This window comes from Streptomyces sp. NPDC018026 (assembly GCF_044327745.1).
GTDB lineage: Bacteria > Actinomycetota > Actinomycetes > Streptomycetales > Streptomycetaceae > Streptomyces > Streptomyces rubrogriseus.
This window is the reverse complement of the sequence record NZ_JBIRFY010000001.1, coordinates 339,910-355,226: the sequence shown is the minus strand read 5'-3', so window position 1 is coordinate 355,226 and position 15,317 is coordinate 339,910. Positions and strand designations below refer to the sequence as shown.

At 70.8% G+C, this 15,317-nt stretch carries 9 protein-coding genes; 3 read left to right on the top strand and 6 right to left on the bottom strand.

The window, feature by feature from the left end; all coding sequences use genetic code 11:
- Nucleotides 1–125: 125 nt before the first annotated feature.
- The 3 genes from ACH4D3_RS01410 to ACH4D3_RS01400 all read right to left on the bottom strand — a co-directional run bounded on the left by ACH4D3_RS01410 (nucleotide 126) and on the right by ACH4D3_RS01400 (nucleotide 5,806).
- Complete coding sequence (locus ACH4D3_RS01410; RefSeq protein ID WP_398315133.1) at nucleotides 126–2,591, bottom strand: FG-GAP-like repeat-containing protein; 2,466 nt, start codon at nucleotides 2,589–2,591, stop codon at nucleotides 126–128.
- A 164-nt stretch (nucleotides 2,592–2,755) separates the two neighbouring features.
- Nucleotides 2,756–4,252, bottom strand: coding sequence for a hypothetical protein (locus ACH4D3_RS01405; protein ID WP_398315131.1), 1,497 nt, complete (start codon nucleotides 4,250–4,252; stop codon nucleotides 2,756–2,758).
- Between the two features lie 78 nt (nucleotides 4,253–4,330).
- Nucleotides 4,331–5,806 (bottom strand): hypothetical protein, encoded by a 1,476-nt coding sequence (locus ACH4D3_RS01400; RefSeq protein ID WP_398315129.1) that lies wholly within the window; start codon nucleotides 5,804–5,806, stop codon nucleotides 4,331–4,333.
- Between the two features lie 82 nt (nucleotides 5,807–5,888).
- Here ACH4D3_RS01400 and ACH4D3_RS01395 point away from each other — a divergent pair, with 82 nt between their 5' ends.
- Nucleotides 5,889–6,803: an endonuclease/exonuclease/phosphatase family protein gene (locus tag ACH4D3_RS01395; RefSeq protein WP_398315127.1), complete on the top strand. Its 915-nt coding sequence runs from the start codon at nucleotides 5,889–5,891 to the stop codon at nucleotides 6,801–6,803.
- Nucleotides 6,804–6,805: 2 nt separating this feature from the next.
- On the opposite strand, the gene ACH4D3_RS01390 is transcribed toward ACH4D3_RS01395, so the two are convergent.
- On the bottom strand, nucleotides 6,806–10,858 hold the full coding sequence (locus ACH4D3_RS01390; RefSeq protein ID WP_398315125.1) for a CDP-glycerol glycerophosphotransferase family protein: 4,053 nt from the start codon (nucleotides 10,856–10,858) through the stop codon (nucleotides 6,806–6,808).
- Between the two features lie 230 nt (nucleotides 10,859–11,088).
- A complete protein-coding gene (locus tag ACH4D3_RS01385) occupies nucleotides 11,089–12,189 on the bottom strand; it encodes a hypothetical protein (protein WP_398315123.1) in 1,101 nt (366 codons plus the stop codon).
- A gap of 380 nt (nucleotides 12,190–12,569) precedes the next feature.
- Between ACH4D3_RS01385 and ACH4D3_RS01380 the strand changes: the two genes are divergently transcribed.
- Entirely contained in the window at nucleotides 12,570–13,697 is a 1,128-nt protein-coding gene (locus tag ACH4D3_RS01380) for an LCP family protein (protein WP_398315121.1), read from the top strand.
- Nucleotides 13,698–13,758: 61 nt separating this feature from the next.
- Here the strand turns inward: ACH4D3_RS01380 and ACH4D3_RS01375 are convergent, their stop codons facing one another.
- Nucleotides 13,759–14,784 carry a hypothetical protein gene (locus ACH4D3_RS01375; RefSeq protein WP_398315119.1) on the bottom strand — a complete coding sequence of 342 codons (1,026 nt, stop codon included), beginning with the start codon at nucleotides 14,782–14,784 and terminating at the stop codon, nucleotides 13,759–13,761.
- Between the two features lie 139 nt (nucleotides 14,785–14,923).
- On the opposite strand from ACH4D3_RS01375, the gene ACH4D3_RS01370 reads away from it, so the two are divergent.
- Nucleotides 14,924–15,301 (top strand): NTP pyrophosphohydrolase, encoded by a 378-nt coding sequence (locus ACH4D3_RS01370; RefSeq protein WP_398315117.1) that lies wholly within the window; start codon nucleotides 14,924–14,926, stop codon nucleotides 15,299–15,301.
- The last annotated feature ends 16 nt before the right edge of the window (nucleotides 15,302–15,317 follow it).

Genomic DNA, 15,317 nt, shown 5'->3' with positions numbered 1-15,317 from the left:
CAGCCCCCGGGCGGGGGGGCCTAGGCCCGGGGGCCGGGCCGGGGGGGGCCCCCCCGCCCCCCCGGGGCCCTGCGCCGGCGGGGCGGGGGCGGGGCGGCCCGGGCCCCCCGGCCCGCGGCGTGGCGTCACGGCGCGAGCACACCGCCGAAGTGGGTCGCGGTGAGACCGAAGGTGCCGGGGCCGTAGTAGGCGCTGGACGTGGTGGCGGGGACGCCGTCGGGGCTCAGCAGCGAGACCACGGTGCCCTCGCCGCCGTTCTCGCCGTCGCTGCCGATACCGAGGTCGGCGTGACCGTCGCCGTCGAAGTCCGCCAGCGAGGCGGCGATACCGAGACGGTCCCCCGTCTCGGCGGCTCCGCCGAATCCGGCCGCGGAGGCGTTGTACGTCGCGGAACCGGCGCCGGTGAGACCGGAGGAGCTGCCGCGAAACACCAGGACCGTGCCGGCGTCCGCGTATGCGGTGCCGGAGACGGTGAGGTCTTCGCCGGGCAGGCCGGCGAGGATGTCGTCGTAGCCGTCACCGTCGATGTCGCCGGTCGAGACGGAGGCGCCGAGTTCGTCGCCGTTCTCACTGCCGCCGGGGACCGAGGCACTGTTCTGGTCGAGGGCGGTGCCGGTGGCCTCCAGGCCGTCCGCGGAGCCGGAGTGGACCGTGATCCGGCCACCGGTCACGGCGTCGGGCTGCCCGACGACCAGGTCCGTGCGGCCGTCACCGTCGATGTCCCCGGTGGCCAGTGAGCTGCCGCCGGTCACGGTGCGTGCCGCGGCCGGGGCCAGGCCGTCGGCGGATCCGGGTATCACCGTGAGCGGCGTACTGCCGTCCGCGGCGCGGTAGGTGACGGCCAGGTCGGTGTAGCCGTCGCTGTCGAAGTCACCGGCCGCCATGTCGGGTTCGCTGACGGCGCCGTCCGACAGGTCGGTGAGGGTGGGGAAGCCGAGCGCGTCGGAGACGGCGACCACTGCCGTGCCGGGCGCGAAGGCGGCGAGCTCGTCGCGGCCGTCACCGTCGAAGTCACCGGCGGCCAGGGCCTCGCCGAGCCGCGCGCCACTGGCCCGGTCGGCCGAGGGAGCCATGCCCATCGCCGGCTCGGGGGTGAATCCGTCCGCGCCCCCGTACAGCACGGTGACAGCACCCTGGTCGCTCTGCCCGGAGCCGTCCTCCTCGCCGGGCGCGGAGACGGCCAGGTCGGCGTAGCGGTCGCCGTTGAGGTTGCCGTAGGCGATGTCCGTGCCAAACCCGTCGCCGGGCTCGGAGCCGCCGGGAACGCCGTCGACTCCCTGGCTGATCACCACCTTGGCCGCCCGGTCGGGGCCCGCGGCGGCACCGGGAAGCACGCCCACCGAGCCCGCTCCCGCCTTGCCGCCGACCGTCGTCTCAGGCACCCCGACCGCCAGGTCGGCCCGGCCGTCACCGTTGTAGTCGCCCCGCTCCGGCCCGGCCGCGTAGGTGCCGGCGAGCGTGCGGATGGCGGGCAGCTTGTTGTAGAGGTTGGTGCCGGGGCACTCGGTCGGGTAGCCGTCCCGGTGGCCGGAGATCCGGTCCATGACGACCTGCTGGCCCTTGGTGTACTTGCCGTTGCTCTCCAGCGCGGTGAGCGTCACCCGGCTCTCCGGGTCGTGGCCGTAAAGCCCCAGCTTCCAGGCGGCGATCCGGGCGACCGAGTCCGTCACGGCGGCCGGAACGGTGGCCGTGTTGAAGTCTCCGAGCACCGCCACACTGCTGGTGTCGGTGTTGAAGCCATAGGTGTGGGCCGCGTGCACCGGCTTGTCCACGCCCCCGGCGCGGCCCTCGAAGACGGTGCCGCACTTGTCGACGAGGAAGTTGTAGCCGACGTCGTTCCAGCCGTTGGACTGCACGTGGTACAGGAAGATGCCGCGGACGATCGACGCGGACTCGGCGCACGTGTAGTCGTTCGTCCCGGCCGAGTGGTGCACGAACACGGCCTTGGTCTCGGTGTCGTACGTCGGCGGGTCTTCGACGAGCGACTCGTCGGCGCCCCACCCGGCGCGGGCGACGATCGGCGGCCGTGCCGCCCCGGCGGCGGCCGAGGTGGCGGCGGCGTCCGACGGGGCGGCCAGGGCGGCGGACGTCAGGGCGGGAGCGGCACCGTCCTTCTCGCCGGCGCGGGCGCTGCCCGGGTCCACGAGGTCGATCCGGGCGCCGGCCGGCAGCGCGGAGCTGGTGCCGTCGGCGCCGACGACGCGTGCCTCGACGCCGTCGGACGGCCCCGTCCACAGGGGCTGGCTGCCGCCGCGCACGCCCTTGCCCCGCGGCGACTCGGCGTCGAGGTCGAGGTTCGTCCAGCCTCTCCAGGTGCTGGTCGCGCTGTCACGGGTGCGCACCTGCACCTGCCCCTCGACGTGTGCCCGGGGGTTGTTCCACGTGAGTCCGACCATGCTGAAGGGCTCGGTCGTGCGGGCGTCGAGGTGCTCGTCGGCGGGCATGGCCACACCGTGCACCGCGCCGGGGTCCTCGGCGCCGGATGCCGGGGCCGCCGCCGCGGGGGTGACGGACAGGGCGAGGAGCGTACCGACGGCGGCGGCTGCTGCGGCACCGGCCGTCGGCAGCCGGCGTGCGGGTCTTTGTCTCAAGGGACCACTGCTTCCGTGTGGGTGGAAAAGTACAGATGACACCTTCTGCAGTTGTCCGCGCTCAGACACAACGCGAACGATCTTTCCAGCTTATCCACACGGCGGACACGCATTGCTCACCATGGCCGCCAACGCCCCCTGGAGCGGGCGGTGCTGATGCCGGGTCAGTAGTACCCGGCGGCAGCAGCGGCCCCGAGCACCGCGAACTGCGTCGAAGCCGGTGGCCCCTCCATCCCGTTCACGTCGACCGGGCCGACGTCGACCGCGTGCATGCCCTCCGCCCAGGGCCAGCCCGAGTCCCAGGCCCAACCGCCGTCCGCACCGACCGCCACCGCGCCCAGCAGGACGCCGTTCTCCCTGAACCGGACCTCTACGGCGCCCTGGGCGAACCCGCGGAAGACAACCGCCGGGCCCACCTGCTGCAACGCCTCGGGCGCCGAGACGACAACCCGCGGCGCCGAGACGCCCTGCGGGGCCCGCCCGCCCTGCGGGGCCTGCGCCGGATGCGTCCGGGCGGGTGCCGCGGCGCCCTCCTCGGCCGTGAAGTGCACCTCGACCCGCTCGGTCTGGTACCCCGCCGAGTGCACCCCGTACAGGCGCACCAGGTGCTTGCCCTGCGACCACGCCCTGCCCAGTTCCCAGGACCAGGTTCCGTCCGCGGCGACGTCCGTCTGCCCGAGGAACCGCCCGTGCTCCCACAGACTGACCTTGGCCGCTCCCCGTGCCGTGCCCGCGAAGCGCGGCCCGGAGCGGGGCACCCGGGAGTGCTGCGCCGGTTCGGCGACCTGCGGCGGCGGGAACACGTCGGCGCTCTTGAGCACGGACGTGGCGGCGAGGTAGGAATCGATGCCCGACCGGTCGCGGTCGGGTTGCTCAAAACCGTTGCGCACCATGCCCAGGCGCGGTGCGATGCCGTCCGCGAGCATGTTCACCAGGCCCATGAGGAAGGGCACGTTGCGTCTGGTGACCTGCGAGTGTTCCGTGATGTACGGGGACTCGCTGAAGACGAAGTTGAAGTTCTCGTATCGCTGGAAAAGGCCGAGGAACGGTTCCACCTGCTCGCGGTACTGCTCGTCCTGCGGCGACGACAGCAGATAGATGTTCGCGGTCCGGTTGACCTCCGACCTGACCAGGTCGGGAATGACCGCGTCGACGGCCCGCACGTTCGCCTCGGGCACACCCTCCCCCAGCATGAACGTGGCCACTTTGGGGTGCACCTTCTTGACGTAGGTGCCGACCATGAACTGCGGAACGAGCGAGACGATGTTCCTGAAGCCGTAGCGCAGACCGAAGTACAGAGCGGCGCTGCCGCCCTTCGAACCGCCCCACATGGTGACGTCGTCGCGCGTGAGCCCCAGGGCCTCCATCACCTTGAAGATGAGGCCCGCGACGGAATTCTCCAGCGAGAAGTCCATTCCCTTGCACAGGTAGTACGAGTTGTGGCCGTCGAACCTGTCCTTGATCCAGAGTATGTTCGCCCGGACGGGATCGAAGACCCCGTTCGACCACCCGTAGTCCTCCGGGACCGCGAAGTTGGCGAAGACGACCACCAGATGGCGGTTTCCGCCCTTGGCATGGGCGAAGCGGTACTGAACGGGAAACGTCCCCGAAGCATCGACTCCTTGGATCAGTTCCCGCCCCTTCTTGGCTGGGCTGGGCATTGCGGTCTCCACTTCCCTGAACTTCCGTCTGGACGCCGGCATCGAGGCACCGGTGCCACCCGAACCGGCCGCTGCGGGTCAGTGCCCGTACGGCACCGTCCCGGCCTGGGCGCGCACGATCATGAAAGGCACCGGTACGGGCGGGGATTCCCGTCCGACCGCGTCGACGGCGAAGACCTCCACCACGTGCGCCCCCTCGGCCCAGGCCTGGCCGGTGTCCCACAGCCAGGTACCGTCGGGGGCGACCAGGCACGTTCCCACGGTGTAGCCGCCTTCGCGCAGGCCGACGCTCACCGCCCCCATCGCCAGTCCGGCGAACCGGACCGTCTCGGGCAGTCGCTGGTGCGCCTCCGGCATCCGCACCACGGGGGCCGGGAGGGTCCCGGCGTCGAGGCTGTACCCCGCCCCCGGATCATGGGCCGTCGCGGTGGCCGAGACGACGAACCTGGCGTCCGTGCGGGGGGACTGGAAGCCGTGGGGGTCCACCGCGAAGAGACGGACCAGGTGTTCACCCTCGCTCCATGCCCCCTCCCCCTGCCAGGTCCATCGGCCGTCCGCCCCGACCGGCGCGGACGCCAGATACCTGCCGCTCTCCCAGATGCTCACCCGGACCGCCCCCGGCGCCGCACCCGTGAACAGCACCGGGCCGACGGGCAGCATCGCGTTCTCGGCGGGGACCGTGACGGTCGGTGGGCTGAAGGCCTCCTGCACGACGGAGGTCGCCTTGAGGAAGCCCTCGATGCCCGACATGTCCCGGCCGGGTTCCTCGTAGCCGTGCCGGGTGACGCCGATGGCCGGGGCGATTCCCTCGACCAGGAGGTACGCGATGCCCAGCAGGGGCGGCACGTTGCGCAGACTCACCTTGCCGTGGTCCGTGATGTGCGGTGACTCACTGAAGATGAAGTTGAAGTTCCGATAGCGGCGGAGCAGTCCGACGAAGGGCTCCACCTGGTCCTTGTACTGCTCGTCCTGCGGGGACGACACCAGGTAGATCCGCGCTTCGGGATTGGCCCCGGAGGCCAGCAGGTCCGGGAGCACGGCGTCCAGCACCCGCACGTTCTCCTCGGGCAGCGCTTCGCCCAGCATGTGCCGGCCGACATTCGGATAGACGTCGCGTACGAAGGTGCCGATGCGGAACTGCGGAACGCTGGCCACGATGTTCCGGAAGCCGTACCGCAGGCCGAAGTAGAAGGCGGCGCTGGCCCCCTTGGAACTGCCCCACAGGGTCACGTCGTCCGGGGTCAGTTCGAGCGACTCCATCACCCGGGAGACGAGCCCGATCACCGACTTCTCGACGGAGAAGTCCATGCCCTTGCAGAGGTAATAGGTGTTGCCGCCGTCGAACGAGTCCCTGATCCAGAGAATGTTCGACCGCAGTCCGTCGAGCACTCCGGTGGCCCAGCCGTAGTCGTCGGGGGCGAAGAGGTTGGCGAACACCACCGTGAGGTGCCGATTGCCGCCCTTGGAATGGGCGAACCGGTACTCGACGGGAACGGGGCCGGTGGCGTCTATCCCGTGGAGTACGGCCCGGCCCTTCTTCTTGGCATCAGCCATGGCGTGGTTCCTGTTTCACGAGATTCCCCGAGCACATTCCGCGGCTTTGGCAGCAGGCGGCCTCACCAGGCATGATGTCCGGATGATTCCGGCAGTCCGGCCCTCGGTGCGGAGCGACGTCCGCGGACGGGGACTCACCGGCGCGATCACGGCGTCGGTACTGCTGGCCCTCGTCGTCACGGCGGCGGTGGTGCGGTCCGCGACGAGTCCGCCCCCGGCTCATTCGGCGGACCGCACGCTGACCGTGGCGACCTGGAACATGTGCGGCATCAAGCGGTGGAACTGCTCGAACACCGGCAGTCCGGCCGCCAAGACGTCCGCACTCGGGCGACTGGTCACGGCCGACGGAGCCCGCGTCCTGCTGCTGCAGGAGGCATGCTCCGGGGATCTCGAAGCCGCTCGCAAAGGCCTGGGCCGCTCCTGGCATCTCGCCTTCCGGGCCTACTCCACCCGCGACCGAGCCGGAAGAACCACTCCGGTGCGGTGCGCGGGAGACAGCCGTGGCTCCGCGGGATTCGCCGTTCTGTCGGCCTACCCCCTCACCTCGGTTCGCGCGGTGCCGTCCCGGCAGCCTTCCGTCGGGCTCCAGCGCGGAATCCTCTGCGCCACGGTGAGAGCCCCGGACGTACGGGTGTGCGACGCCCATCTCACGCTGCCCGACGGCGACGCGGCACATCCCTCCTGGGAGTACCGCGACGACCAGTTGAAGGCCCTCGTGGCGGCGGTTCCGAAGCAGCGGACCGTGTTCGGCGGGGACTTCAACCTGGACCCGCCGGGTGCGCGCAATCCGGCCGCCTGGGTGTGGCCGAGCGTCGCCTACCGCACCTACCGGGAGTGCGACCAGGCGTCCCCGTCCTCGCGTACGGCACGGGCCACCCACACCTCGGGCCACAAACTCGACTACCTGTTCACCGGGCTGCCGAGACTCGCCTGCACGGTACGGGACACCGGCAAGTCCGACCACCGCGCCCTGCTGCTCAAGGTGCGCACCGGCTGACGTCACACGATCACGCCCTCGTACGTCCGGCCGTCCGGCGGGGCGGTCGGCCGGGGGCGCTGCGGAGGCGTCTGCTGACGCACCGGCTGCCTGGGTATCGAACCCGACGGACCACCGTAGGGAGGCTGCTGTCCGGGCTGCTGCGGCTGCTCGTACGGACCGGGCATCTGCGGCCGTGCCGACTGCTGTTCGCCGTACCTCGGGGCCACCGACTGCCCGGCGGGTCCCTGGGGGCGGCCCGGTTCCAAGGCCCTGCGCTGCGCCGGACGGCCCGGTCCGAACCCTTGCGGTCCGGCGTGCTGCTGGTACGCCCCTGCCATGGCCGGGGGCCGCCCGTCCCACTGCCCGTGGCCCGCGATGGGCGTCATCGGACGCGCGGCGCGCCGGGTGTCCACGGTGCCGACACGCGGTGCCCGGGCGTCCTCGGGCGCCAGGTCGCCGCCCGCCACCAGCATCCTGTCGGCGAGCCGTGCGGAGGCGTAGCCGTCGTCGAGGTCGCAGAACTCGTTCTGGAACCACCGGTAGCGCTCGGCGTAGGCGGCCTGGATCCGGTCGATGTTGCGTATCGCGGTGACCAGTTGCTCGGACGTGGACACCAGTGGTCCCGGCGCGCTGTTCGCGAAATCGAAGTAGAAGCCGCGCAGGGTGTCCCGGTAGTGGTCCAGGTCGTAGGTGAAGAAGAGGATGGGACGTCCGGTGTTGACGTAGTCGAACATCAACGACGAGTAGTCCGTGATCATCACATCGGTGATCAGGGACAGGTCGGCCATGTCCGGATAGTCGGAGACGTCGAAGACGAAGCCGTCTCCGGCGCCCGGTACCGGGTCCACCACGTTGGGGTGGCGGCGGACCATGAGGACGTGGTCGGCGCCGAGGCGGGCACGGGCGTCCTCCAGGTCGACACGGAAGTCGAGCTTGTACTTGCCGGGCGCGTAGAACTGGTCGTCACGCCAGGTGGGGGCGTACATGACCACTCGCTTGCCGTCGGGCAGGCCTATGCGACGCCGGATCTCCTGCTCGCGTTCCGCCATGCCGGGTCTTCGGAGTATGTCGTTGCGCGGATAGCCGCTCTCCACCATCTCCCCGGGGAATCCGAAGGCCCGCTTGAGGATCGGGGTGGAGAAGCTGTTGGGCGAGACCAGGAAGTCCCAGTTCTGGACCTCCTTCTCGACCCGCTCCAGATAGCGCTGGTCGGCGAAGTGGATGGCCTCGATGTCGTGACCGATCTTCTTCAGCGGGGTGCCGTGCCAGACCTGCACGACGATCTGTCCGTCGCGCCTGACGAACCAGTCGGGCAGGTGGTTGTTGGCGACGACGTAGGCGCTGGTGGCGAGTGCGTCGTACCACTCGGGTGACCACATGCGGACGGCCCTGGCGGTGGGCGGCACCTGGACCTGGTCGTCGCGGACCACCCACAGGTGGTCGAGGGGGACACGCCGCCGCACCAGTTCCTCGTGCAGGGCGCGGGGGCTGTCGGAGTACTGGGTGCCCTTGAAGGCGTCGTAGAGGATCGCGGACCGCACCTGCGTCCTGCGGGCGGCCGGATAGGCCTTGGTGCGCAGCAGCTTCTGGCGGTACGGGCCGCGGGCCTCGTCGGGCATGGCGGAGTGGACGAGCAGGGAGAGCCGGTCCCAGGCCTCGGCCTGGACCTCGTAACCGCGCTCGTCGGCCTGGTACTCCTGGGGGAATTCCGGGATGAGACGCTGCTCGATCTTCACCATCAGGTCTTCGAGGCGGTCGTCCCTGTCGACGGCCGAGAGGTCCTGGCGGCGCAGGAAGAAGTCCCAGCGGCCGGCCGCGAGGGGGATCTCGCCGGCCAGGGTGCGCATGGCGGCGGGAGCGAGCACACAGCGGAACTCCGTGCCGTTCCACTGCAGCGGCACCGTGCGCTCCGCTCCGTGCGCACGGGAGCGGACCACGAGGTGCGCGGCCCGGTACTCCTCGGCGGACAGGCGGTCGGCGGCGGCGTAGCGGCCGTGCAGCACCAGGGAACCGTCCTGCTGCCATTCCAGGGCCCGCGCCATGGGCAGGGTCGCGCGCTCGAAGAGCACGAGGTAGCCCGAGCCGTTGCGATGGACGACGATCTCCCGGTCGCCCTCCCGCGTCTGGAGGCTGTGCGGCATGCGGTAGTGCCCGTCGGGGGTGTCTTCCGCCATGACCGGATACATGGTCATCTTGCGGCCCTCGACGTGGAAGGTGGTCTTCCAGCCGTTGCTGCCCATGCTCCAGGACTTCGGGACCTCCTGGCCGGCCTGCGCTCCCGCACGGAAGCCGGGCACCAGGGAGCGCAGCGGGAGCCGGGCCGCGAAGGTGCACCAGCCCTCTCCGCCCGGGGTGAACCAGACCTTGCCCTCCGCCTGCCCGGACCCGCTCAGGCTGGCCACCCGAAGCTTGCCCCACTCGGGCACCTTGGGGCCGAGGTAGACACCGCGCAGCTCCAGGTGCTCGCCGTTGACGCGGTGGCCGGTGATCCGGCAACGCACCGTCTCCACCCGGACCTTGAGCTTGCCCTGCAGGAAGACCGGGAGGACCCGGGTGTTCTTGTCGACGTACCGGTACGGCGGATTGGCGGCGGCGCCGGCGCCGCCCCGGTCGATCCCCCGGTAGCGGAACAGCCCGCGGCTGAGGACGCCCGCGGCGACGTCCCAGGTCCCCTCGACCCACTGGCCCTTGCGCTTGAGACGGTTGATGTCGAAGCGGGCCTCGAACCCGGCCCAGTCGTAGCAGTAGCGGTTCTGGTTGGACCGCTCGGTGGCCTGCGGGGCGTAGGTGGTCTTCGCCGTGGCGACGACCATCCGCTTCTGCTTCTTGTTCCGCAGGGCCAGGGCTTTCACCGACATGTGCTTCTTGTGCACGTTGATGAAGCGGACATAGGCCGTGCCGGTCAGCCGCAACTGGTCGCCGTCCCACGCGGCGTCGGAGAGCGAGCCGTGCAGGGAGAGTTCCTTGTCGAGCCGGTAGGCCTTCTTGTCCAGCCCGAGGCTGCGATCACGCAGGTGGGGGTAGTTGAGGTAGCGGTGGAAGCGGCGCTGGACGGGCATCGGGCCGCCCTTGCGCTCGAACTCTATGACGTCGAGGAGTTCGGGCAGCCGCCCCTCGTACACCATGAGCCACTTCACCCTGGCATCGGCCGGGAGTTCGTCGATGATGCTGAGGTCGCACTCGTCGAGGAACTCGTTGGCCCACTCCATGAAGCAGTTCCGGTACTCCTCGTCGGCGTCCGGCAGCACCTTGAGATGCAGCATGAGGTCGGACTTGAGGCAGGCCAGGTCGTACTTCCGCTTGCTGTCGACGTACAGCTTGGACCGGCGCTCGGCCAGGAACCGGCTCACCGACTGCACGGCCGCCACCCGGTCGCGCAGGTTCGACAGTTCGGTGTGGCGCTGGGTGATGGAAGGTGCGGCCCCGCCCTCGCGCCGGCGCCAGAAATAGACGATGTCGGTGATGACGTCGACCTTCTCGGCGCGGAAGTGGGCGAACATGTTGACCCAGGAGTCCTCGTACATGACGCCCTCGGGGAACTCGATGTAGTGGTAGTCCCAGAAGGACCGCCGGAACAACTTGTTCCACACGGTGCGGTCGTAGATCAGCGCCTCGAACCGGGTGATGTGGGTCCCGCGCCGGTTCTTCTGCATGGGGCCCTTGTGCAGGGGCGACTGCCACTTCTTGCTGGAGTTCATCATCTGCACGTTGCCCGAGACGAAGTCCGAGCCGGACTCCTGCAGGGTGCGGATCAGCAGCTCGTAGGCGTACTCGGGAAGGACGTCGTCGCCGTCGGCGAAGGCCAGGAACTCGCCCCGGGGGTGCATGGCGCGCAGGCCGGTGTTGCGAGCGTGGCCGGGACCGTGCGAGTCCTGGCGGACGAGGCGGAAGCGGGGGTCGGCGGCGCAGAAGTCGGCCGCGATCATGGTCGAACCGTCGGTCGATCCGTCGTCGACCAGGATCACTTCGAAGTCACGGAACGACTGGCGTGCGATCGACTCCAGACACTCTGCGAGGTAGATCTCGACATCCTGGAACGGGACGACAATGCTCAGACGCGGGTGATCCGCCAACTCTCGCTCCTACCAAGACATTTCGCCCCCCAAGAGCGCCATCAAACGCCGGCAGCCTTGGCATCAGTGTTCACTTGTGGCTTTTCCGCACGTCGGACCCCTCCGGCCACAAGTTATTCACATCTTATACGGCGCTTAGAGTCGGTCAACAGTGATCAATGTGTTCTACATCATTACAACCTTCTATGATCACCTTTTCGTAACCTTCGCGTGCCGGCCCTGTCAGGCGATCAGATTCGGCTCCACGACGACAGCGAGAGCCCCGATCCGCTCTCCTGACGGGCCACCTTCGGGAAGCCTCGCGGATCGATCAGCACCATGACGATCCGGCCGTGACCGTCCTGGGCCAGGGCGGGGGCGCCCTGGCCGGACACGTCGAGGGACTGCCACCAGAAGCCCGCCTGCTCGCTCTCGGTGCCGCCCATGCCGAGCAGCACGGACCCGTCGTCGCCCCGGCACGCGACCACCGTGCAGTCGTAACCGTCGACCGGTGCGCGCAGCACCCCGTACCCGCCCTGGGCCGGCCCCCCGCCAAGAGGCATGGGCCAGCCGCCCTGCCGCCAGGCCGCGGTCCCGCCGAGCCGGGCGTCCGCCCACAGGTAGGTGGCTCTGTCCGGCCCCGTCTCCAGGGCGGCCGCCGTACCGGGCACGAGGCTCAGCGCGAATCCGCTGGGCTGCTCGAAGTCCCCACCGGGTGCGGTCTGACGCCAGACGAAGAGGCCCGACTCGGCCGCGGAGCACACTTCGAGCCGTCCGCTGCCGAGAGCCACCGGCCTGGCCCGGACGTCCAGGCCCACGCCGCCCAGGTTCTCCCACAGCTTCCACTTGCCCTTGGCGTCCTCACGCCGCAGGGACAGCCCGCCCTGCGCGTTGCGCACGAAGACGTGCACGGTGCCGTCCCGGGCGACGGCCGCGGCGGGCGGGCCGATCTCCCAGTTCTGGTCCCAGTGCTTGTAGTGCGGGTTGCCTATGGAGAAGAAGTCGGTGAAGGCCAGCCCGGTCTGGTACTGGATCGCGTGGGCGATGTCGACCATGCGCTGTCCGCCGCCCCGGACCCGGTCCCGGCGCGCGAGGAAGTGGACATACCGGTTCGCGCCCTGCGCCACGGTGAGATGCGTCAGCCCCTCCACCGCCACGAAGTGCGGACCGCTCCAGGACGGGCCGCCGACCGCCGTCTCCGTCCAGCGCAGCAGACCTCCGTCGGTGACGGCGTAGAGGCTGAGGCGTCCGTCGCGGCCGAGGGTCAGCCAGTCGCCGTGGGCCGCCCGGGCCGCCGGCCCCTGCGGTTGCTCGTCCTTGCGGCTCGCGGGGCCTGCTGACCTTCTCCGCATAGCCTGGTGCACCTTCCTGGTGTCAACGCGTTCCCCACCTGGGGGTCTACGAAAATCCGGAACATCATACGCCGACCGTTCACTTGTTCTTCGGTCCGTCGCCACACAGTGCGGGGCCTGCCGCGCGGGCGGCCGCCTCCCACCCGACAGACCCCGGGCTTTGACAAGCCGTCTATAGTTCTCGGGCACCTGTCCGATTCATCGTGGTCTTTCGGCCTCCCCCCTCCGATGACGCACCGCGGGCACCACGCCTGTGTGCCTGCGCCCGCCCCGGTCAAGCGGACCTCCCGTGTCGTACGACCAGGAACGCACCGACGCGACCCACCCGACCCGACCGCATCGCGGTCACGCCCGATCGCGGGCACGGAGGAACGAGCTGGATGAGCACCGACACCGACCGGACCGACTACGGCCACTCGGAGACACCCCGGCGCTCGGAGACCGGGCACGGGCACGGCCGCGGCAGCCGGCGTCGCAGCGCCAGGAAGCCCAAGCGGCGTTGGGGCCGCATCACCCTCCTCGTCCTGCTGGTCCTCGTCCTTGCCGCGGGCGGCTACGCCTATTACCTGTACAGGGATCTGAACGGCAACATCAACGGCGTCGACATCAACGACGCGATCGGCAAGGACCGCCCGGAGAAGCTGCCCACCTCCGGGCAGAACATCCTGATCCTCGGCTCCGACTCCCGCGCGGGCGACAACGCCGAGCTGAACACCGGCAAGGTCGCCGGAGCCCGCTCGGACACCGCGCTGGTGATGCACATCCCCGAAGGGCGCAAGGAGGCCGTCGCCGTCAGCATCCCGCGCGACACGCTGGTGACCCGGCCCGAGTGCACCAAGCCGGACGGCTCCGAGGTGGCCTCGGCCGAGCGGGTGATGTTCAACTCCGTCTACTCGCAGGTCGGCCCGGCCTGTGTGGTCAAGACGGTGGAGAAGATGTCCGGGGTCCGCATGGACCACTACGTGGAGATCGACTTCGCGGGCTTCAAGGACCTGGTGGACGCGATAGGCGGCGTCACCGTCACCGTCGACCAGGACATCCACGACAAGTCCAGCGGGCTCGACCTGACCGCCGGCACGCACAAGCTGAACGGCACGGACTCGCTGGCCTTCGTGCGCACCCGGCACGGCGTCGGTGACGGCAGCGACCTCGGGCGGATCGGGCTCCAGCAGGAGTTCATGATCGCCCTGCTGAGCGAGATCAAGAAGCAGGATCTGCTGGGCAGCCCGACCAAGACGTACAAGATCGCCGACACTCTCACCGCGGCCCTGACGACCGACTCCGAACTCGCCTCGCTCACCGCGCTGGCGGACTTCGGACGCAGCCTGAACGGCGTCGATCCGTCCACGATGGAGACCATCATGCTGCCGGTGGCGTACGACAAGATCGACCCGAACCGGGTGGTGGCCGCTGAGCCGCAGGCGTCCACGCTGTGGAAGGCGATCCGCGGCGACCAGGAGATCCCGGAGTCGGCGAAGAAGTCCCCCGCGGGCGGCAAGACTTCCTGACCCGCCACCGGCCGGCCCACCGGGGGAGAGACACCCCTCTCCCCCGGCTCTCGCCGTCCTCTCAGAACGCCTCCCACGCCCCCAGCGCCAGCCCCGCCTCGTCCTTCCGGCGGGTCAGCAGCAGCTGCCGGGTCGACGGGGACAGGGTCGCCGCCACCAGCCGGCCGTCGGCGTCCACGGCCAGCGCCACGGTCGCGTCGGCCGGCAGCGCGGGGCCCGACTCGGTCCAGGCCGCGCCGGCCTCCTCCGTCTCCGAGGGGTACGCGGCGAACGCGACCCGGCCGCTGCCCGCCGCACGCTGGGCCAGCAGCGTGCAGTCGTAGCCGTCTATGACGGTGCCGACGGCGGACACGGGGCCGGGCCCGGCGGCGGGCATCAGGGGGGCCGGTTTCCCGCCGGGGCGCCAGGCGCACAGCTCGCCGGTGTCGTCGTCGGTGAAGAAGACCGTGGTGTGCTCCGCGGAGGTCGCCAGCGCGCGCAGGGTGCCCGGGCGGACCGCGGCGTGCAGGGGCTCCCCCAGCACCATGCGGGTGCCCGGCCCCTCCTGGCTCCAGTGCAGGATCCCGCCCTCCACGGGCGCGTACAGCTCGACCAGGCCGGTCCGGGTCGTCACGGCCACCGGCGAGTCCTGGACGCCCCTGCCCTTCAGGTCACGCCACGGCGCCCAGCCGCCCTTCTCCCGCTGGGCCACCATGCTCATGCCGCCGCCCCGGTTGCGGACGAAGACGTGGGCGCGTCCCTGCGCGTCGACCGCGACGGTGGGAGGTCCGGTGCGGTCGCCCTGCTTGTTGGGGTGACCGACCGGCTGCCAGTCCAGGGGCACGAGCAGCGGCCGGTAGTGCGTGGTGTGCACCAGGCCGGCGCGGTCGGCACCGGTGGGCCGCCAGGCGACCAGGTGGGCGTAGCCGTCCGCGCCCTGTCCGACCGCGAGGCCGCCCGGACGCAGTTCCTGGTCGCCGCCGGCCCGGCGCGGGGGATCCAGGCGTCCGCCGGGTGTGCTCTCGGCACGCCACAGGGCGGCGTCGTCCGCCTGGAAGTACACACTGAGGCGGCCGTCGCGGCCGAGGAGAAGCCAGTCGCCGTTCACCGGTTCACTCTAAGCGGGAGCGCCGGTTCCGTGGCGAGCGGGTACACCCGTCGACCGCGAGGCGCGGACGGGGACAGCGACAGGGCGAGGACGGGGCCGAGAGCGAGAGCGGGGGCTGGGGGCGTGCGACCCTGACGGCATGGAAGACAACGCGCCCCTGCTCGTGGTCGTCGACGCCGCGAACGTCGTCGGCTCGGTGCCCGACGGCTGGTGGCGGGACCGGCGCGGGGCCGCCGAGCGGCTGCGGGACCGGCTGGCGGCGGACGGGGTGCCGGGGCGGGCCGGGCCGGTGGACATCGTGCTCGTCGTGGAGGGCGCGGCCCGCGGGGTGGAGTCCGTGCCCGGCGTACTGGTGGAGTCGGCGCCCGGCAGCGGGGACGACCACATGGTCGACCTGGTCGCGCGGGCGGCGGACGACCGCCCCGTCCTGGTCGTGACGGCCGACCGCGGACTGCGCCGCCGGGTGACGGAGCTGGGCGCGGAGGTGGCCGGGCCCCGGACGGTGCGGCCCGTGTGACACCCGGCCCCGCGCC

Bases quoted from the DNA above. Each gene is read 5' to 3' on its own strand.
- ACH4D3_RS01405 (WP_398315131.1), bottom strand. From the start codon at position 4,252: ATGCCCAGCCCAGCCAAGAAGGGGCGGGAACTGATCCAAGGAGTCGAT.
- ACH4D3_RS01400 (WP_398315129.1), bottom strand. From the start codon at position 5,806: ATGGCTGATGCCAAGAAGAAGGGCCGGGCCGTACTCCACGGGATAGAC.
- ACH4D3_RS01395 (WP_398315127.1), top strand. From the start codon at position 5,889: ATGATTCCGGCAGTCCGGCCCTCGGTGCGGAGCGACGTCCGCGGACGG.
- ACH4D3_RS01385 (WP_398315123.1), bottom strand. From the start codon at position 12,189: ATGCGGAGAAGGTCAGCAGGCCCCGCGAGCCGCAAGGACGAGCAACCG.
- ACH4D3_RS01380 (WP_398315121.1), top strand. From the start codon at position 12,570: ATGAGCACCGACACCGACCGGACCGACTACGGCCACTCGGAGACACCC.
- ACH4D3_RS01370 (WP_398315117.1), top strand. From the start codon at position 14,924: ATGGAAGACAACGCGCCCCTGCTCGTGGTCGTCGACGCCGCGAACGTC.